At 73.2% G+C, this 17,254-nt stretch carries 15 protein-coding genes and 1 tRNA gene; 12 read left to right on the forward strand and 4 right to left on the reverse strand.

Going from position 1 to position 17,254, the window contains the following annotated elements:
- Positions 1 to 113: 113 nt before the first annotated feature.
- Positions 114 to 189 (forward strand) — tRNA-His (locus tag ACIHEI_RS21825).
- 215 nt (positions 190 to 404) lie between these two features.
- Positions 405 to 851, forward strand: a complete 447-nt coding sequence (locus tag ACIHEI_RS21830; protein WP_073815179.1) for a DUF4442 domain-containing protein — start codon at positions 405 to 407, stop codon at positions 849 to 851.
- A gap of 52 nt (positions 852 to 903) precedes the next feature.
- On the opposite strand, the gene ACIHEI_RS21835 is transcribed toward ACIHEI_RS21830, so the two are convergent.
- Positions 904 to 1,968, reverse strand: coding sequence for a LacI family DNA-binding transcriptional regulator (locus ACIHEI_RS21835; RefSeq protein WP_387867785.1), 1,065 nt, complete (start codon positions 1,966 to 1,968; stop codon positions 904 to 906).
- A gap of 454 nt (positions 1,969 to 2,422) precedes the next feature.
- Here ACIHEI_RS21835 and ACIHEI_RS21840 point away from each other — a divergent pair, with 454 nt between their 5' ends.
- The 6 genes from ACIHEI_RS21840 to ACIHEI_RS21865 all read left to right on the forward strand — a co-directional run bounded on the left by ACIHEI_RS21840 (position 2,423) and on the right by ACIHEI_RS21865 (position 8,594).
- The gene (locus tag ACIHEI_RS21840) at positions 2,423 to 3,739 is read left to right on the forward strand and encodes an ABC transporter substrate-binding protein (protein WP_396607763.1); all 1,317 of its coding nucleotides are present in this window, start codon (positions 2,423 to 2,425) and stop codon (positions 3,737 to 3,739) included.
- Between the two features lie 8 nt (positions 3,740 to 3,747).
- On the forward strand, positions 3,748 to 4,785 hold the full coding sequence (locus ACIHEI_RS21845; protein ID WP_396607857.1) for a carbohydrate ABC transporter permease: 1,038 nt from the start codon (positions 3,748 to 3,750) through the stop codon (positions 4,783 to 4,785).
- A 1-nt stretch (position 4,786) separates the two neighbouring features.
- Entirely contained in the window at positions 4,787 to 5,671 is an 885-nt protein-coding gene (locus ACIHEI_RS21850) for a carbohydrate ABC transporter permease (RefSeq protein ID WP_396607764.1), read from the forward strand.
- A 61-nt stretch (positions 5,672 to 5,732) separates the two neighbouring features.
- Positions 5,733 to 7,184, forward strand: a complete 1,452-nt coding sequence (locus ACIHEI_RS21855) for a glycoside hydrolase family 1 protein (RefSeq protein WP_396607765.1) — start codon at positions 5,733 to 5,735, stop codon at positions 7,182 to 7,184.
- A 168-nt stretch (positions 7,185 to 7,352) separates the two neighbouring features.
- Positions 7,353 to 7,940 carry a hypothetical protein gene (locus tag ACIHEI_RS21860; RefSeq protein WP_396607766.1) on the forward strand — a complete coding sequence of 196 codons (588 nt, stop codon included), beginning with the start codon at positions 7,353 to 7,355 and terminating at the stop codon, positions 7,938 to 7,940.
- Positions 7,941 to 8,033: 93 nt separating this feature from the next.
- Positions 8,034 to 8,594 (forward strand): Uma2 family endonuclease, encoded by a 561-nt coding sequence (locus ACIHEI_RS21865; protein ID WP_396607767.1) that lies wholly within the window; start codon positions 8,034 to 8,036, stop codon positions 8,592 to 8,594.
- A 15-nt stretch (positions 8,595 to 8,609) separates the two neighbouring features.
- Here ACIHEI_RS21865 and ACIHEI_RS21870 read toward each other — a convergent pair whose 3' ends face one another.
- Positions 8,610 to 9,494, reverse strand: a complete 885-nt coding sequence (locus ACIHEI_RS21870) for a spermidine synthase (protein WP_396607768.1) — start codon at positions 9,492 to 9,494, stop codon at positions 8,610 to 8,612.
- A 66-nt stretch (positions 9,495 to 9,560) separates the two neighbouring features.
- Positions 9,561 to 10,025, reverse strand: a complete 465-nt coding sequence (locus ACIHEI_RS21875; RefSeq protein ID WP_396607769.1) for a hypothetical protein — start codon at positions 10,023 to 10,025, stop codon at positions 9,561 to 9,563.
- A gap of 334 nt (positions 10,026 to 10,359) precedes the next feature.
- On the opposite strand from ACIHEI_RS21875, the gene ACIHEI_RS21880 reads away from it, so the two are divergent.
- On the forward strand, positions 10,360 to 11,859 hold the full coding sequence (locus tag ACIHEI_RS21880; RefSeq protein ID WP_396607770.1) for a tetratricopeptide repeat protein: 1,500 nt from the start codon (positions 10,360 to 10,362) through the stop codon (positions 11,857 to 11,859).
- A 243-nt stretch (positions 11,860 to 12,102) separates the two neighbouring features.
- Here the strand turns inward: ACIHEI_RS21880 and ACIHEI_RS21885 are convergent, their stop codons facing one another.
- Positions 12,103 to 12,747 carry a histidine phosphatase family protein gene (locus ACIHEI_RS21885; protein ID WP_387647272.1) on the reverse strand — a complete coding sequence of 215 codons (645 nt, stop codon included), beginning with the start codon at positions 12,745 to 12,747 and terminating at the stop codon, positions 12,103 to 12,105.
- A 167-nt stretch (positions 12,748 to 12,914) separates the two neighbouring features.
- Here ACIHEI_RS21885 and ACIHEI_RS21890 point away from each other — a divergent pair, with 167 nt between their 5' ends.
- Genes ACIHEI_RS21890 through ACIHEI_RS21900 form a run of 3 tightly spaced genes read left to right on the forward strand, consistent with a single transcriptional unit; the run spans position 12,915 to position 17,141 of the window.
- A complete protein-coding gene (locus ACIHEI_RS21890; protein WP_387647274.1) occupies positions 12,915 to 14,147 on the forward strand; it encodes a hypothetical protein in 1,233 nt (410 codons plus the stop codon).
- On the forward strand, positions 14,144 to 15,742 hold the full coding sequence (locus ACIHEI_RS21895; RefSeq protein ID WP_387647276.1) for a hypothetical protein: 1,599 nt from the start codon (positions 14,144 to 14,146) through the stop codon (positions 15,740 to 15,742). The genes ACIHEI_RS21890 and ACIHEI_RS21895 overlap by 4 nt, the downstream gene beginning before the upstream one ends.
- 7 nt (positions 15,743 to 15,749) lie before the next feature.
- Entirely contained in the window at positions 15,750 to 17,141 is a 1,392-nt protein-coding gene (locus ACIHEI_RS21900) for an AAA domain-containing protein (RefSeq protein ID WP_396607771.1), read from the forward strand.
- Positions 17,142 to 17,254: the final 113 nt, after the last annotated feature.

Here is a 17,254-nt window from a genome sequence, read left to right on the forward strand (position 1 = left end):
CAGGGCTCGGGTCCGGGCGCTCCGGGAAACCCTGGCGCAAGCACCCCTCAGCATCCTGTAGAGTTCTTCCTGTCGGAGCGGGAACGCGAAAGCGGGAAAGCGCCGGACAGATGGTGGGCGTAGCTCAGTTGGTAGAGCACCTGGTTGTGGTCCAGGTGGCCGCGGGTTCGAGTCCCGTCGCTCACCCCATCGAAGAAGGGCCCTGGCCAAGGGAATTGGCCAGGGCCCTTCTTGCATTCCCGGTTGCACTGCCGGAACGGCCGCCCTGCCTGTCGGGCGTGAATTCAATACCGGCCCCCACCTCGAACGACCGCACACCTGACAGCACATCAGCGGGTCCTCGGCCCGTGCACCGGTCCTCTCCACCGTGGACGCCGAAGCTACCTGTCAGTAACATCGGCGCCATGACCACTACTGCGATCGGCCAGCTGCTCACCGACACCGTCCCGATGGTGAAGACCCTGCAGCTGGAGTACCTGGAGACCACCCCGGAGCGGGCCGTGCTGCGGCTGCCCGACCTGCCGGAGTACCGCAACCACGTGGGCGGCCCGCACGCGGGCGCGATGTTCACGCTGGCCGAGTCGGCGAGCGGCGCGATCGTGCTGGCCGCGTTCGGCGACCAGCTGGGCCGCGCGGTGCCGCTGCCCACCGTCGGCGAGATCTCCTTCAAGAAGCTCGCCCGCGGTGTGGTGACGGCCACGGCCACGCTGGGCCGCCCGGTCGCGGACGTGCTCGCCGAGCTGGACGAGGGCAAGCGCCCCGAGTTCCCGATCACCGTGGAGATCACCCGCGAGGACGGCGCCGTCACCGGCGTGCTGGAGATCGTCTGGACGCTGCGCCCCAACTCCTGACCGACTCGGGGCCCAGCGTCCACCCACCGGCAGGGCCCACCCGCCCCGGCGGTCAGGCGGAGTCGCGGACGACCAACTCGGTCGCCAGCACCACCTGCCGCCGGGCCCGGCCGCGTTCGGCGATCTCGTCCAGCAGCAGCCGGGCCATGGTGCGGCCCATCTCCTCGATCGGCTGGCGCACGCTGGTCATCGGCGGGTCGGTGTGCCGGGCCACGATCGAGTCGTCGAAGCCGATCACCGCGACGTCGTCGGGGATCCGCCGGCCGGCGGCGCGCAGCACCTGCATCGCGCCGGCCGCCATCACGTCGGACGCGCAGAACACGCCGTCCAGCTCGGGCCGCCGTGCCAGGAGTTCGCGCATCGCGACCCGGCCGCCCTCCTCGGTGAAGTCGGCCAGGCCGACCAGTTCCTCGTCGTAGGGGTGTCCGGACTCCTCCAGGGCCCGGCGGTAGCCGCCGAGTCGGGCCTGGGCGACCTCCATGTCCAGCGGGCCGGTGAGGGTGGCGACCTGGCGGCAGCCGCGCCGCAGCAGGTGCCGGACGGCCATCCGGGCGCCGCCGGCGTTGTCGGCGTGGACGTAGCTGAGCGGTTCGAGGTCGCCGCGCCGGCCGGCCAGCACGGACGGGATCTCCAGGCTCTCCAGCAGGGCGGGCAGCGGGTCGTCGCGGTGCACCGAGACGACCAGGACGCCGTCCACCCGCTGGGCGGTCAGGTAGGCCGAGAGGCGTTCGCGCTCGCGCTCGTTGCGGACCAGGATCAGCAGCAACTGCATGTCGGTCTCGGCGAGTTCGGCCGAGACGCCGCTGATGATGTCGGAGAAGTACGGCTCGGAGAACAGCCGGGTCTCGGCCTCGGGGACGACCAGCGCGATGGAGTCGGTGCGCGAGGTGACCAGGGTGCGCGCGGCCCGGTTGGGGACGTAGCCGAGTTCCGCGATGGCGTTCTGGACGGCCTCGCGGGCCTTGGCGCTGACCCGGGGCGAGCCGTTGACGACCCGGGAGACGGTGCCGCGGCCGACGCCGGCCAGCGCGGCCACCTCTTCCAGGGTGGGGCGCGCGGTGGCTCTGCCGCCGGCGCCCGGGTGGAGCGCTTCGGGGCGCTGTGCGGTCGGGCTCATCGCTGCACCTCTCGGTCTCTGTGACGGATGGGACGGGCGGGGCGGGCAGCACAGTTCCGGCGGGGCCCGCCCGGCGCCCCACGGACTGTTCATTGTGGCCGGTCCCCCGCCGTTCACGACCATCCGGGGCGCACCGCGATCAGGGCCTGTCCGGCCGATCGCGCCCGGCAAGATCGGCCGGACAGGCCCTCGTGCCGGGCGTCGCGACGGGGCGAAGGTTCCTGACGCGGCCCCAGGTCCGGGGCAGCCCGAAGCCCCGCCCCGCGCCCTACCCTCAACCGGCCGTGACCCCCCGAAAGCTCCGGCAATGTTTGCGCCGCCATGTCTTGACACCCGCCCCCGCGACCCAGCAACCTTCCGGCATGCCAAGTGTGGGAGCGCTCCCACACTGTAGCCGGAATCAGCGCACGAAGAACATCCCGGACCCACCACCCGGACAGAGGAGTTCACCCCCATGCGCACCACCTCCCGCCCCCACAGAGCCGCCGTCCTCGCCACCGCCGTGCTGGCCGCCTCCGCCCTGCTCCTCACGGCCTGCTCGTCCGGCACGGACCAGGCCGGCAGTAGCGACGCCAACGCGAAGGTCACCCTGACCGTCGGCGACTTCGGCACCTTCGGCTACAAGGAGGCCGGCCTGTACGACGAGTACATGGCCGCGCACCCGAACGTCACGATCAAGTACGACACCGTCCAGGACGGCCAGAAGTACTGGGACGCGCTGACCACGCACCTGGCGTCCGGCAGCGGCCTGGCCGACATCCAGGCGGTCGAGGTCGGGTACATCGCGCAGGCCGCCAACACGCTGGGCGACAAGTTCGTGGACCTCGGCAAGGCCGACGGCGTCGACCCGGCCAACTGGCTGGGCTGGAAGGCGAAGCAGGCCACCACCGCGAAGGGCGCACTGATCGGTCTGGGCACCGACATCGGCCCGATGGCGATCTGCTACCGCACCGACCTGTTCCAGCAGGCCGGCCTGCCCACCGACCGCGCCGAGGTGGGCAAGCTGTGGGCCGGTGACTGGTCGAAGTTCGTCGAGGCGGGCAGGAGCTACCAGTCGAACGCCCCGGCGGGCACGTTCTTCACCGACTCCGCGTCCGGCCTGTTCAACGCCGCGCTGTCGGCCGAGCCCCAGCAGTACTCGGACGCCGACGGCAAGTTGGTCTACAAGACCAGCCCGGGCGTCAAGAAGGCCTGGGACCTGGCGGTCTCCGCCTCGCAGGCGAAGATCAGCGCCGGTCTGCGGCAGTTCCAGGACCCGTGGAACGCCGCGTTCGCGAACGCCAAGTTCGCCACCGTGGTCTGCCCGTCCTGGATGACCGGCATCATCAGCAAGTACTCGGGCGACTCGGGCAAGGGCAAGTGGGACGTCGCGGCCCCGCCGCTCGCCTCGAACTGGGGCGGCGCGTTCCTGACCGTCCCGAAGGCCGGCAAGCACACCAAGGAGGCCGCCGCGCTGGCCGCCTGGCTGACCGCGCCGGAGCAGCAGGCGAAGGTGTTCACCAAGGTCGGCAACCTGCCGTCCACCGTGGGCGGCCTGCAGCAGCCCGCCGTCCAGGGCGCCAAGGCCGAGTACTTCAACAACGCCCCGACCGGCCAGATCTTCGCCACCACCGCGCAGACCGTCACGCCGGCGCCGATCGGTGAGCAGGACGGCAACGCGAAGACGATCATCACCGACAACGGCGTCCTCGACATCGAGGAGCACGGCACCGACCCGGCCAAGGCGTGGAGCAACGTCACCAAGCTGGTCGACGACAAGGTCGGCCACTGACCCGGTCGCTGTCCCGGTCACCGACTGCCCGGCCGGGTCCGCCCACCCGGCCGGGCGCTGTTCCGCCGCCGCCCGCCACCCCGGGAAGGAAAACCCCCGTGGCCACCACCGCCACCCCGGCGCGCCCCGCCTGGCGCTCCCGCCTGTACCGGCTCGACCTGAAGGCCTCGCCGTACGCCTTCATCGCCCCGTTCTTCCTCTGCTTCGCCGCGTTCGGCCTGTTCCCGCTGATCTGGACGGGTTGGCTGTCGCTGCACTACGTCGACCTGCTGAAGCCGGACGTGCTGGAGTGGAAGGGCCTCGACAACTACACCCGGCTGTGGTCCAACGACCAGTTCTGGACGGCGCTGCGCAACACCTTCACGATCGGGGTGATCTCCACCGTCCCGCAGCTGCTGATGGCGCTGGGGCTCGCCCACCTGCTGAACTACCGGATGCGGGCCCGCGGTTTCTTCCGGGTCGCGATCCTCGCGCCGTACGCCACCTCGATCGCCGCCGCGACCCTGGTGTTCGTCCAACTGTTCAACCCGGACTACGGGTTCATCAACTGGGTGCTGGACGCGGTCGGCATCCACCACACCAACTGGTACGCCGACACCTGGCCCTCGCAGATCGCCATCTCCACCATCGTCGCCTGGCGCTGGACCGGCTACAACGCGCTGATCTACCTGGCCGCCATGCAGGCGGTACCGAAGGACCTGTACGAGGCGGCGAGCCTGGACGGGGCGAACCGCTGGCAGCAGTTCACCCGGATCACCGTCCCGTCGATCCGGCCGACCATCCTGTTCACCGTCATCGTCTCCACCATCGGCGCCACCCAGCTGTTCGGCGAGCCGCTGCTGTTCGGCGGCGGGGTGGGCGTCTCCGGCGGCTCCGCGCACCAGTTCCAGACGCTGAGCCTGTACATGTACGAACTGGGCTGGCCGTCCCGCCAGTTGGGGCGGGCCTCGGCGGTGGCCTGGACGATGCTGCTGATCCTGCTGCTGATCGGCCTGGTGCAGTTCCTGATCGCCCGTTACCCCAAGCGCCACGAATCGGGAGCCTGAGATGGCCGCCACTCTGTCCTCACCCTCCCCGCGCAGAAGCCTGTTCCGCCGCGCGGCCGGCGACCACGACAAGGCCGGCCCGGTGGCCTACCTGCTGCTGGCCGTTGCCGCGGTGGTCTCGCTGTTCCCGCTGTACTGGACGTTCGTCGCGGCCTCGCACACCGGCGAGCGGGTGGCCCAGTCGCCGCCGCCGATGGTGCCCGGCGGCCGGCTGTGGGCAAACATCACCACCGCCTGGGAGCAGGCCGACATGGGCACCGCGCTGCTGAACTCCACCGTGGTGGCGGGCTGCGTCGCGCTGTCCACGGTGCTGTTCTCCACACTGGCCGGTTTCGCCTTCGCCAAGCTGCGCTTCCGCGGCCGGAACGCGCTGCTCACCCTGGTGGTCGCCACCATGACGATCCCGCCGCAGCTCAGCGTGATCCCGCTGTACCGGATCATCACGAAGCTGGACTGGGGCAACCACCTGCAGTCGGTGATCCTGCCCTCGCTGGTGGCCGCGTTCGGGGTGTTCTTCATGCGTCAGTTCCTGTCCGAGGCACTGCCGTTCGAGCTGATCGAGGCGGCCCGGGTGGACGGCGCGCACAGCCTGCGGATCATCTGGCACGTGGTGTTCCCGGTGGCCCGGCCCGCGATGGCGGTGCTCGGCATGCTGGTGTTCGTCCAGTCCTGGAACGACTTCTTCTGGCCCTTCGTGGTCCTCACCCAGCAGAACCCGACCGTGCAGGTCGCGCTGTCGGCGATCGGCGGCGGCTCCGGCCACGACATCAACCAGGCCGTGATCATGACCGGCGCACTGGTCGGCACCCTGCCGCTGCTACTGATCTTCGCCGTTCTGGGGAAGCACATTGTCGGCGGGATCACGTCCGGCGCCGTCAAGAGCTGACGCTCCGGAAGACCCCGGCACACCCGCCTCGTCCCCTCCTCAGCCATGGGAGCGCTCCCGAATGACCATGACCGATCCGTCCGCCGCCGCCCACACCGCCGGGGCCCCGGCGGTCTCCTTCCCGCCCGGCTTCGCCTGGGGCGCGGCCACCGCGGCCTACCAGATCGAGGGCGCCGCGGCCGAGGACGGCCGCACCCCCTCCATCTGGGACGTCTTCAGCCACACCCCCGGGAAGGTCCTGAACGGCGACACCGGGGACGTCGCGGTGGACCATTACCACCGCTTCCGCGAGGACGTCCCGCTGATGGCCGACCTCGGCCTCACCTCGTACCGGTTCTCGCTGTCCTGGCCGCGGATCCAGCCCACCGGCCGCGGCCCCGCCGTCGAACGCGGGCTCGACTTCTACCGGGCCCTGGTCGACACCCTGCTCGAACACGGCATCGCCCCCGTCGCCACCCTCTACCACTGGGACCTCCCGCAGGACCTGGAGGACGCCGGCGGCTGGCCGGTCCGCGAGACCGCCCACCGCTTCGCCGAATACGCGGCACTCGCCGCCCGCGCGCTCGGCGACCGGGTGCCGCTCTGGAGCACCTTCAACGAGCCCTGGTGCAGCGCCTTCCTCGGCTACGGCTCCGGCGTCCACGCCCCCGGTCGCACCAACCCCGCCGACGCGCTCAAGGCCGCCCACCACCTCAACCTCGCCCACGGCCTGGCCGTCGGCACGCTGCGCGAACTGCTGCCCGCCACCGCGCAGATCGCCGTCTCGCACAACCTGCACCTGGTCCGCCCGCTCACCGACAGCGCCGAGGACCGGGAGGCGGCCCGCCGGATCGACGCGGTCGGCAACCGGATCTGGACCGGCCCGCTGTTCAACGGCGGCTACCCCGACGACCTGCTCGCCGACACCGCCGCCATCGTCGACTGGGACGAACTGGTCCGGCCCGGCGACCTCGCGGAGATCGGCCGGCCGATCGACCTGCTCGGCCTCAACTACTACACCCCGACCGTCGTTTCGGCCCTCCACAAGGACACCGAGTCCGCGGAACCCACGCACAACGGCGGCCACGGCGACAGCGCGCACAGCCCCTGGCCCGGCGCCGAGGACGTGCGCTTTCACCTCGCCAACGACGACGTCACCGCGATGGGCTGGCCGATCGACGCCACCGGCCTGTCCGAGTCGCTGATCGGCATGCACCGGGACTTCGGCCTGCCGCTGATGGTCACCGAGAACGGCGCCGCGTACGAGGACGTGGTCGGCCCGGACGGCACGATCGACGACCCGGAACGGATCCGCTACCTCCAGCTGCACCTCGCCGCGGTGGCCGACGCGATCGCCGCCGGCGCGGACGTCCGCGGCTACTACCTCTGGTCGCTGCTGGACAACTTCGAGTGGGCGTACGGCTACAGCAAGCGCTTCGGCATCGTGCACGTCGACTACGAGACCCAGCGGCGCACCCCCAAGTCCAGCGCCCGCTGGTACGCGGAGGTGATCCGGCGCGGGGGGCTCGGCTGAACCCTCATCGACCTCCACTCGATGTGACGGCGTGTGAGCGACGGGCGTGACCGGCGGGGGTCCCGCTCGTTCTCACCTGGTGTGCGAACCAATCACGTGAAACGACCGCGACGTTCGGACACCCCCCGGCAACGGTGGGGCCGGCCCCGGGCACTGGCGGCGGGCGGGATGCTCGCCGCCCAGATACTGGGCCTGGCCCTCAACGCCACCGACGCCCGCGCCACCGGGACCGGCCCCGCCACCCGCACCCTCAACCCCGGCCCGGCCGTCCCCGCCGCCGCCGAACGCGGGCTGGCCCCCACACTGGACGGTGCGGTCGGCGAACTCGACGCCGTCCTGCAGCGCGAACTCCCGCTCCCCGGCCAGGCCAACGGCCCCGACGCCTTCGCCATCGCCGCCCGCCTGCTCTCCACCGTCCCCGCGCAGGCCCGCCCCGAGGACGACCGCGCCTCCCGCGAACGACCCGTCGAACCCGCCGCCAAGGCCCCGGCCCCGCGCACCCCCGACGACCCCGCCGCCGAGGCCACCCCGCTCCCCACCCGCCGGCACGTCGACAACCTCACCACCACCCGCGACCGACTCCCCCCACCCCCCGACCCCACCCCCGAGCACGACGCCGCCCTCAGCCTCACCGCCTCCCCCGCCGACCCCGACGACAACGACTCCACCGCCGCCGTCCTCCTCCCCATCGCCGCCGGCCTCCTCCTCACCGCCGCCGCCACCTACAAACACCGCGGCCTCCCGCGAGGACACTGACCGTTTCCCCACTCAACCGGTGTCGCCGACCAGCGCCGACAGAGACGATGGAGGCACTGCATTCGTCGGCGATGAAGGGAGGTAGGAAGGATCATGAGCGGTGCCACTTCCGATCACTACGGGCCGTGGACGGTCGAGGACGTCCTGGCACTGCCCGAGGACACCCGCCATCGCATCGAGCTTGTCGGGGGTGCGCTGCTGATGAGCCCGAACCCCGACGTCCCTCACCAGCGCGCCAGTTCGCGACTGCGGGCGCTCCTGGACGCAGCCATCGCGGCTGCCGGCGCGCCGTTCGAGGCACTGACTGCCGTCAACGTCCTCGTCCCGGACGGCCTGCTGATCCCCGACCTGGTCGTCGTCGATGCCGCCGCAGCCGCCGACGCCGGTGCCACCCTGCACGCGGACGATGTCGTGGTGGCCATCGAGATTGCGTCCCCGTCCACCCTGGTCATCGACCGCAGGACGAAGCCCAGCCTCTGCGCGGCAGCGGGCATTCCCCACCACTGGCGTCTCGACCTCGCCCCCGCGCCGCGCCTGCACCTCGGGCGGCTGGACCACGGCGACTACCTCGACCGCACCGTCCAGCCCGGCGAGAGCATCACGCTCACCGAGCCGTTCCGGCTCGATCTGGATCTGGCCGCGCTGGTGCGCTGACTGCCCGTCAACGGGTCAGCCGAAGGCCCTCGGGGGTGGGGCCGGGGAGCGGACTGCTTCGGTGTCGGGAACGGGGGTGGCGCCGGCGAGGAAGTCGGTGAGGTCGCGGGCGTGGAGGAGGCGGGCCTGAGCGGGGTCGGCGGCGAGGCGGCGGGTGAGGTCGGTGAGGGGGAGGGGGGTGTGGGCGGCGGCCAGGACGAGGTTGCCGAAGCGTTTGCCGCGCAGGACGGCGGGGTCGGCGATCAGGCAGACCTCGGGGAAGACGGCCAGCAGGGTCGCGGCCTGGGCGCGGGCGAAGGCGAGTTGGCCGCCGTCGGTGATGTTGGCGGTGTAGCGGCCGGTGCCGGTGAGGGCGCGGGCGGCGAGCTGGGCGAATTCGACGGTGGCGCAGTGGGCGGGGACCCGGGCTCCGGCGAAGACGTCGGCGATCACCAGGTCGGTGGAGCCCTCGGGGGTGCGGTCCAGGACGGCGCGGGCGTCGCCGCCGCGGACCCGGATCTGCCAGGTGCGGTCGAGCGGCAGTTCGGTGCGGACGAGTTCGGTGAGCGCAGTGTCGATCTCGGCGACCTGCTGCCGGGAGCGTGGCCGGGTGGCGGCCGTGTAGCGGGCCAGGGTGAGCGCGCCGCCGCCGAGGTGGAGCACGGATATCGGCTGCCGGGCGGGGGCGGCGAGGTCTATCAGGTGGCCGATCCGCCGCTGGTACTCGAAGCCGAGGTGGGTGGGGTCGGCGAGGTCGACGAGTGACTGCGGGGCACCGTCGAGGACGAGCTGCCAGGCGTGCGGCCGGTCGCGGTCGGGGCGCAGTTCGGCGGTGCCGGAGGCGACGGCGGCGGTCAGCGGGCCGTCGGTGTGTGCGCGGCCGGGGACGGCGGGGGCGGGGTTGGTACGTGAGCGGCCCATAGGCCCATTATCCGATGATCACCCGAACCATGACCGCGGAGAACGAGGGGCCGCACCGGAACCGGCTCAGAGCGGGCCCAGGCCACCCGCCGTGAGCGTGGTGGCCGCTTCGCAGAGCGCCGAGCGGAGCACCCACGCGTCGGTGGGGCGGGCGCAGGGCTGGGCGCCGGCGGGCGGGATGATCCAGCGCGGGTCGGTGGGCGGCAGCAGGTCGGCCCCGGGGGTACAGGTCGAACCGGGCAGGTGCCAGCGCAACGCGGTACCGGCCGGGACCAGAAAGGCGATCGCCGAACCGCCGGAGCTCTGTTGAACGGCCCCGCACGCCCGCCGCAGCCGGAGGATGTCGACCGCTTCGAGCCCGTGCCGGACCTGCACCGTCACCGTGTCGTACTGCGCGACCCTCCCGGTGACTCCCCCGCCGGGCCCGGCGCCGGTACAGGCCGAGACGGCCGACGGGACGGGCAGCACGGAGGAGACGGGCAGCGCGGCGGGGGCAGCCGGGCGGCGGTACTGGGGAACTCCGGTGGCCATGGGGGACCTCCTGTCACCTGGGGTCGCGTGGACGCCGGGTGGTGCTCCGCCACCTGGTCGGGCGGCGGGGGCCGGCACGGGAGGGGGCCCGTACCGCCGGCGTCCATGTATCAGGACAACGCGCGACCACCCGTCCAGGCCACGGCTTCCTTTACGGCAAGCCATGGCATTTCATGGCGGAACGCGGCAACTGCGTCCGTATTGTCCACAATTGACCCGACCTGGCCCGGCAACTCGCCGTGTACGCCGAGTAACTACGGGTACTGTCGTGGCGACGCGACGGCCCTCACCCCGAGACCGGCGCGACCGCGCCGGTACGACCTCGGAGTGCAGCATGGCAGCCACGCGGACCGGCGGGCCCCGGCCTGCGACCGTCCCCAACCAGGCGATGCGGGAACTACGGGGCGATCTCTCACCGAGGGAGTTCGCCACGCTGGTCCGCCGGGCCGCCCGGGAGATCGGCGAGCACGTGTCCTGCGACGCGCGCTACGTCGGGCGGGTCGAGGCCGGCGAGATCCGCTGCCCCAACTACGCCTACCAGCGGGTGTTCCGGCACATGTGGCCGGGCAAGTCGCTGGCGGACCTCGGGTTCGCCCCGCGCAAGACGGTCCGCCGCCGCCCGCCGAACACCGGTCCGAACACCGGTCCGGCCGTCGAATCGACGGCCGGACCGGCCGGCCACCCGGCCGGCGGACCCAGCACGCAACCATCCAGCGATCCGGCCGCCGGACCTGCCACCCCGGCGGGCCCGCCGGACCTGACGCATCGGCCCGACGAGGAGGACGACGACATGCTTCGCCGTACATTCCTGAACGGCTGCCCCGTCGCGGTGGCGGCCGCGCTCGGCACGGACCAGTCACCGGCCTCGGCGGCCGCGCCGCCCCAGGCCCCGGCCCCGACCCTGCCCGCCCCACCGCTGTCCGAGCGCCGCCGGGTCGGCGCGGCCGAGGTGAACGGCGTCGAGCAGGCCGTCCGCGACATCCGGCTGCTGGACGACGTGCAAGGCGCGGACGCCCTGTTCGAACTGGCCGGCCAGTCGCTGCGCAGCGCCTACGTGCTGCTCAACGACGGCGAGTACAACGCCGAGACCGAACGCCGTCTCCAGCGCGGCGCGGGCGAACTCGCCATCTCGGTGGGGTGGTTGGCGCACGACTCGAACCGGCTGATGGACGCCAGGCCGTTCTACTCGGAGGCGCTGGCGACCGCCCGGATGTCCCAGGACACCGCCCTGGAAGCACACGTCTTCAGCAACAGCTCCTTCCTGGCCCGGGACTCCGGCCTCCCCCGGGAGGCGCTGCGGACGGCGCAGGCCGGGCAGGCCGCGGCCGCCGGGCTGGGCTCGGAGCGGCTGCTGTCGTTGCTGACGCTGCGCGAGGCGAGCGCCTGGGCGCTGCTCGGCGACCGGGGGGCCTGCCACCAGGCGCTGTCCCGGGCGTACGCCCTGTTCGACCGCGGGCCGCGGGACGCCGACCCGGAGTGGATGTCCTTCTTCGGGGAGGCGGAACTGGCCGGCCAGGAGGCGCAGTGCTGGTCGGCGCTCGGCGAGTTCGGGCGGGCGAGCACCCGGGCCGAGCAGGCGGTCGGGCTGCAGCACCCGCACTTCGTCCGCAACCGGGCGCTGTACATCGCCGAGTTGGCGCACGACCGGCTGGGCCGGGGCGATCTGGCGGGCGCCGCCGTGCAGGGGACGGAGGCGGTGGGGATGCTCGGCCAGGTCCGCTCGGCGCGGATCCGCGGCATGCTGGCGCACACCGCGGACCGCCTGCGCGGGCACTCCTCCGTCGCGGAGGTGCGGGAGTTCCTGGAGACCTACGACGGCACCGTGGCGGCCTGACTCACCGTCGGGCCGCTAGGGGTCTGTCCGGTCGATCTTGTCGGATCAGCGCGCGGCTCCCCCAGCCCTTGCGGGCTGGGAGGTGCCCCCATTTCGCGCCCGGCTGGGAGTGCCGGCGAACCGTCCTCGTACTGGGTGTACTTGGGCGGTTTGCCGGTGCTTCCAGGCGGGATGATCCGGCGTCGGGCGCCCGGCAAGATCGGCCGGACAGACCCCAACCGCCCGGCCACCTCGCGGAGACCGTCAGGCCTTCTCGAGGTGGCTGTGGTCGTTCCAGATCTCGACGGCGGGCAACCCGTACTCCCAGGACAGCACGGAGAGCGAGGCGGTGCCGAGCTTGAAGCGCTGCGCGTACTCGGGGGGAAGGCCGAGCCAGCGGGCGGTGAGGATGCGCAGCAGGTGGCCGTGGGCGAACAGCACGACCTCGCAGTCGGCGCAGTGCATCGTCGTGGTGTCGGCGTCGGGGACGCCGTGCCGCCCGTTGAGTTCGGCGAGGAAGGAGTCGACCCGGGCGGCCACCTCGGAGAGCTTCTCGCCGCCGGGCACGCCGTCGCGCCAGATCAGCCAGCCGGGGTGGTCGGTGGCGCGGATGTCGGCGCCGGTGCGGCCCTCGTACTGGCCGTAGTCCCACTCCAGCAGTTCGGGGCGGTCCACGGCGCGGTCGCCGAAGCCGGCGAGTTCGGCGGTCTCGCGGGCGCGGGAGAGCGGGCTGGTGTAGACGGCGGCGGTGGGCAGGCCGTGCCACGGGGCGCGGCCGAGGCGCTCGCCGAGGGCGCGGGCCATGTCGCGGCCTGCGTCGGTGAGCGGGATGTCGGTGCGGCCGGTGTGCTGACCGGTGGCCGACCAGGCGGTCTCGCCGTGGCGGACCAGCACGATGCGGGCGGGCATGGGGCTACCTCATTCGACGTGGGCGCGAAGGGAGCGCGGGAGCTTCGAGGACTGCGGTGCGCGGCCGCGCCGTTGCGGACCACCGGTCCCATGATCCCCCACCGGACCGGTCGGATCGAGCGACCGGCTCCGCTTTGTCGGCACCGGATGCGAGACTGGGCCGCACCATGAACGTCTCGCACTTGGGGCAGGCTTCCCCGTCGCTCCGGCGGCTCTCCGAGCTGCGCGGCCCCGCGCCGCAGCGCAGTCTCGATGCCCGGGCCCTCGCCGCACTCGCCGCCAATCCCGGATGCCGCCGCCGCGCGCTGCTGGATGCCGCGGGGGTGGACAAGACCGCGCTGGCCGACCGGCTGGGCCGGCCCGCGCCGTTCGGCCAGTCGCCGTTCGCGATCCGCCGCGGCCTCCAGTTCGAGTCCCGGCTGAAGCGGGACGGCTACGCGGTGCTGTTGCAGCCGCTGCGCCGCCTGCTGGGGGTGCCGGAGGAGGAGGTGGCCTCGCTGGCGGTGCCGGATCTGCTGCCTTCGCAGTCACCCGCGGTGCGCGCGGAGCGGACGTTGGCGGCGCTGGCCGAGGCGTCCGCCGATCCGGCGTCCTGGACGCTGCTGGACCATCCGATGCTGCGGCTGGAGGTGGCGGGCAGCCCGGCGTACCTGGAGCCGGACGCGGTGGTGGTGCACGGCGGCCGGTGCACCGTGGTGGAGATCAAGTCCTTCCCGGTGCTGGACGGTTCGGCCGATCCGGCGAAGGTCGGTGCGGCGGCCCGGCAGGCCGCGGTGTACGTGCTGGCGCTGCAGGAGGCGGCGGCCCGGCTGGCCGGCGCCGAGGCCTCCGCCGATCCTTACGCGACGCAGGAGCTGCCGGGCGCGCCGGAGTTGACGGCGCTGCTGGTCTGCCCGAAGGACTTCTCCAACCGGCCGGTCGCGGTGCCGGTCGATGTGCGGCGCGAACTGTCCACCACCCGGCGTCAGTTGTCCCGGATGACCAGGGTGGAGCAGCTGCTGGAGGCGTTGCCCGAGGGGGTGACGTTCGATCTGGCGCGGGACGATTCGGGTGCGCCGACCCGTCCGGTCGAGGAGTTGACCGAGGCGGTGGCGTCGGTGCCGGCCGCGTACGGTCCGGAGTGCATCTCGACCTGCGAGCTGGGTTTCCACTGCCGGGCGCAGGCCCGCTGCGCGGGTGCGGTGGAGCAGTTGGGCCGCGGGGTGCGCGGGGAGCTGGGTTCGCTGCGCACCGTGGAGGCGGCGCTGGCGGCGGCGGAGCGGGGCGCCGGGGAGGGCCTGGAGCCTTCGATGCTGGCGGAGTTGGGGCTGGACGAGGCGTCCGAGCGGCTGGCGTACGCGGCGCGGCTGCGGGCGGAGGCCTTGGCGGCCGGGGGCGTGCGGCTCGGAGGCGTGCGGTGAGTCTGCTGTCGACGCTGGCGCGGCTGGAGGCGGTGCGCGGTCAGCGGGCGGAGCCGGTGGCGACGGTGCTGCACCGCCGGCTGTCGGAGCGTCCGATGGTGCTGGTGCCGTTGGCGGCGGCGGGTGAGGCGGGTGCGCCGCTGGCGGTGCTGCTCGGCACGGACCGGGACGCGCCGCGGCTGCATCTGGTGCCGCAGCCGCTGAACCGTTCGCAGCGTTCGGAGTTCCTGGCGGCGATGGCGGCGGACGTGGTGCCGTACCTGGAGTCGTTCGGCGAGCAGGTGGAGCTGCTGGAGGGTTCGGAGAAGGACCCGGTGAGCGGCGAGAAGCTGCCGGTGGTGCGGGAGTTGTGCGTGGACGCGCCGCAGCTGATCGTGCCGAACGCGGCGGGGGTGGCGCATCTGGCGCTGCTGGGGCGTTCGACCCGGTTCCGTCGTACGGCGGAGGACCCGGAGCCGGGCGAGTATCCGGCGCCGACCCGGGTTCCGCTGCTGGGGCGGTGGTTGACGCATCTGACGGACCGGGCGCAGGTGCCGGGTTCGTCGATGCTGCTGGCGATGACGGGCCTGTTGGCGCGGCACTGGGCGACGGGTCAGTCGAACCTGGAGGACCAGCACCTGGCGGCCCGGCTGGCCTGGCACCTGCCGCCGGCGGGTCTGGAGCCGGCGGCGACGGGTGCGGCGGCCGCGGAGTGGGTGGAGTCGGCGCGCGACGCGGACGGTCTGCTGGTGCATCCGCCGGCCGGTCCGGCGACGGATCCGCGGTTCGACGAGCAGGTGCTGGCCCCGGCGATCCTGCGGCACGACGCCGCGGTGGCGGTGTGGGAGCGGGCCGGGGCCGCGCGGGACGCGAAGGAGGAGCGGCGCGCGGCGGGGCTGATCGAGCAGGCCCGGGCGGAGCTGTCCCGGGTACTGCTGGCGGCGACGCTGCCGACCTGGCACGACGTGTGGCGCGGCCTGGATCTGCTGCGGGAGCTGCCGCCGGCCGGTCATCTGCCGGACCGCTGGGAGGGCGACCGCTGGTCGTTCACCATGCACCGGGACCGGGTGGCGGCGGGTGAGCCGCCGCAGCCGCGCCGGGACGACGCGGTGACGGCGGCCCGCAAGCTGGCGCAGCGCGAGCGGGAGCAGGCGAAGCTGGAGATCCAGGAGGCGCTGGACGATCCGCTGGCGATGGCGGAGCGCCGGCTGGCGGGCGAGGCGTTCGCCGGCGAGGTGGTGGACGTGGTGCCGGAGTGGTCCGAGGGCCGCTCGCCGAAGCCCCGTCCGCTGCTGGTGGTGAGCACGGGCGACCGTCCGCATGCGGATCCGGGCCGTGAGGTGTACCGGGCGCACGCGGAGCCGGCGCAGCGGGCGGAGATCGTGTCGTCGGCGCCGGGCGAGGTGGTGGTGCGGCTGCTGTCGGGGATGGGCCGGCGGAAGGATCCGGAGCCGGGCAGTGTGCCGGCGGTGGGCGACCAGGTGGTGTTCACGCTGTTCGAGCTGACGCCGCGCCAGTCGGCGCCGTTGCCGGAGCCGGCGGACACTCCGTGGACGCACGGCGGTCCGCCGGTGGTCGGCGAGGATTCACCGGCCGGTTCGGACGAGTGGGAATGACGTACGGATGAGTTTCTCTGGAGAGCCGGTGACCAACCCCCTGGACGCCCCGGGCGCGTTGTCGCCGGGCGAGGCCGCGGACCGTGCCGTCGCGGGGATCCTGGACGCGGTGGTGCGGCCGCGGCCGGGTGCCCCGCGCGGGGTGGTGGTGGATTCGCCGCCGGGCGCGGGCAAGTCGACGCTGGTGGTGCGGGCGGCCCGGGAGCTGGTGGGTGCGGGCGAGCGGCTGATGATCGTCGCGCAGACCAACAGCCAGGTGGACGACCTGGTGGACCGGTTGGCGTCGAAGGCCCCCGGCATGTCGATCGGCCGGTTGCACGCGAGCGATTCGAAGCCTGCCCCAGAGGCGCTGCGGCACCAGAACGTCACGGCCAGGGACAAGGTCGCGGACCTGCTGGAGCAGGACGTGGTGATCTCCACGGCGGCGAAGTGGCAGTGGGTGAAGACCGAGCAGCCGTGGCGGCAGGCGATCGTGGACGAGGCGTACCAGATGCGCTCGGACGCGTTGCTGGCGGTGGCCCGGCTGTTCGAGCGGGCGCTGTTCGTGGGTGATCCGGGCCAGTTGGACCCGTTCACGGTGGTGGGCACCGACCAGTGGGCGGGCCTGTCGTACGACCCGTCGAGCTCGGCGGTGGTGACGCTGCTGGCGCACAATCCGGCGATCCGGCCGCACCGGCTGCCGGTGTCGTGGCGGCTGCCGGCCTCGGCGGCGCCGTTGATCTCATCGGCGTTCTACCCGTACACGCCGTTCCGTTCGGGCACCGGCCCGGGTGAGCGGACGCTGCGTCCGGGGGTGCGGGCGGACGGTTCGGCGGTGGACGCGGCGATCGACGAGGCGGCGGACAGCGGCTGGGCGCTGCTGGAGCTGCCGGCCCGGCACACGGTGCGGACCGACGCGCAGGCGGTGGCGGCGGTGGCGCAGACGGTGCGGCGGCTGCTGGAGCGGGAGTTGACGGCGGTCTCGGAGCAGGGTTCGGCGCCGTTGACGGCGGGCCGGGTGGCGGTGGGCACGGCGCACCGGGACCAGGCGGCGGCGGTGCGGGCGGAGCTGGCCCGGCTGGGGGTGCCGGTGGATCCGGCGCTGGGCGAGGCGGTGACGGTGGACACCGCGAACCGGCTGCAGGGCCGGGAGTACGACGTCACGGTGGTGCTGCATCCGCTGTCGGGGCGGCCGGACGCGACGGCCTTCCACCTGGAGACGGGGCGGCTGTGCGTGCTGGCGTCCCGGCATCGGCACGCGTGCATCGTGGTGGCGCGGGCGGGCATCGCGGAGCTGTTGGACGAGCATCCGTCGACGGAGCCGGTGCAGCTGGGGGTGGCGGTGAAGTTCCCGGACGGCTGGGAGGCGAACCACGCGGTGCTGGCGCGCCTGTCCGGGCACCGCGTGCGCCTGACGTGACGCGTACCGGCGCGCGGAGGGTGGCGCGCGCCGGTGCGGGGGAATAGCAACCGGGGGCGCACCGTTCCGCTACCTGCGGTCCGCGCGCGACAATGGACGACGGCCGTCTTCCC

This window comes from Kitasatospora sp. NPDC051984 (assembly GCF_044593455.1).
Lineage (GTDB): Bacteria > Actinomycetota > Actinomycetes > Streptomycetales > Streptomycetaceae > Kitasatospora.

Excerpts from the sequence above, each read along its gene's own strand:
- ACIHEI_RS21875 (WP_396607769.1), bottom strand. The coding sequence starts at position 10,025 with ATGGCCACCGGAGTTCCCCAGTACCGCCGCCCGGCTGCCCCCGCCGCG.
- ACIHEI_RS21835 (WP_387867785.1), bottom strand. The coding sequence starts at position 1,968 with ATGAGCCCGACCGCACAGCGCCCCGAAGCGCTCCACCCGGGCGCCGGC.
- ACIHEI_RS21830 (WP_073815179.1), top strand. The coding sequence starts at position 405 with ATGACCACTACTGCGATCGGCCAGCTGCTCACCGACACCGTCCCGATG.
- ACIHEI_RS21860 (WP_396607766.1), top strand. The coding sequence starts at position 7,353 with ATGCTCGCCGCCCAGATACTGGGCCTGGCCCTCAACGCCACCGACGCC.
- ACIHEI_RS21840 (WP_396607763.1), top strand. The coding sequence starts at position 2,423 with ATGCGCACCACCTCCCGCCCCCACAGAGCCGCCGTCCTCGCCACCGCC.
- ACIHEI_RS21890 (WP_387647274.1), top strand. The coding sequence starts at position 12,915 with ATGAACGTCTCGCACTTGGGGCAGGCTTCCCCGTCGCTCCGGCGGCTC.
- ACIHEI_RS21885 (WP_387647272.1), bottom strand. The coding sequence starts at position 12,747 with ATGCCCGCCCGCATCGTGCTGGTCCGCCACGGCGAGACCGCCTGGTCG.
- ACIHEI_RS21880 (WP_396607770.1), top strand. The coding sequence starts at position 10,360 with ATGGCAGCCACGCGGACCGGCGGGCCCCGGCCTGCGACCGTCCCCAAC.
- ACIHEI_RS21900 (WP_396607771.1), top strand. The coding sequence starts at position 15,750 with ATGAGTTTCTCTGGAGAGCCGGTGACCAACCCCCTGGACGCCCCGGGC.
- ACIHEI_RS21855 (WP_396607765.1), top strand. The coding sequence starts at position 5,733 with ATGACCATGACCGATCCGTCCGCCGCCGCCCACACCGCCGGGGCCCCG.
- ACIHEI_RS21870 (WP_396607768.1), bottom strand. The coding sequence starts at position 9,494 with ATGGGCCGCTCACGTACCAACCCCGCCCCCGCCGTCCCCGGCCGCGCA.
- ACIHEI_RS21850 (WP_396607764.1), top strand. The coding sequence starts at position 4,787 with ATGGCCGCCACTCTGTCCTCACCCTCCCCGCGCAGAAGCCTGTTCCGC.
- ACIHEI_RS21865 (WP_396607767.1), top strand. The coding sequence starts at position 8,034 with ATGAGCGGTGCCACTTCCGATCACTACGGGCCGTGGACGGTCGAGGAC.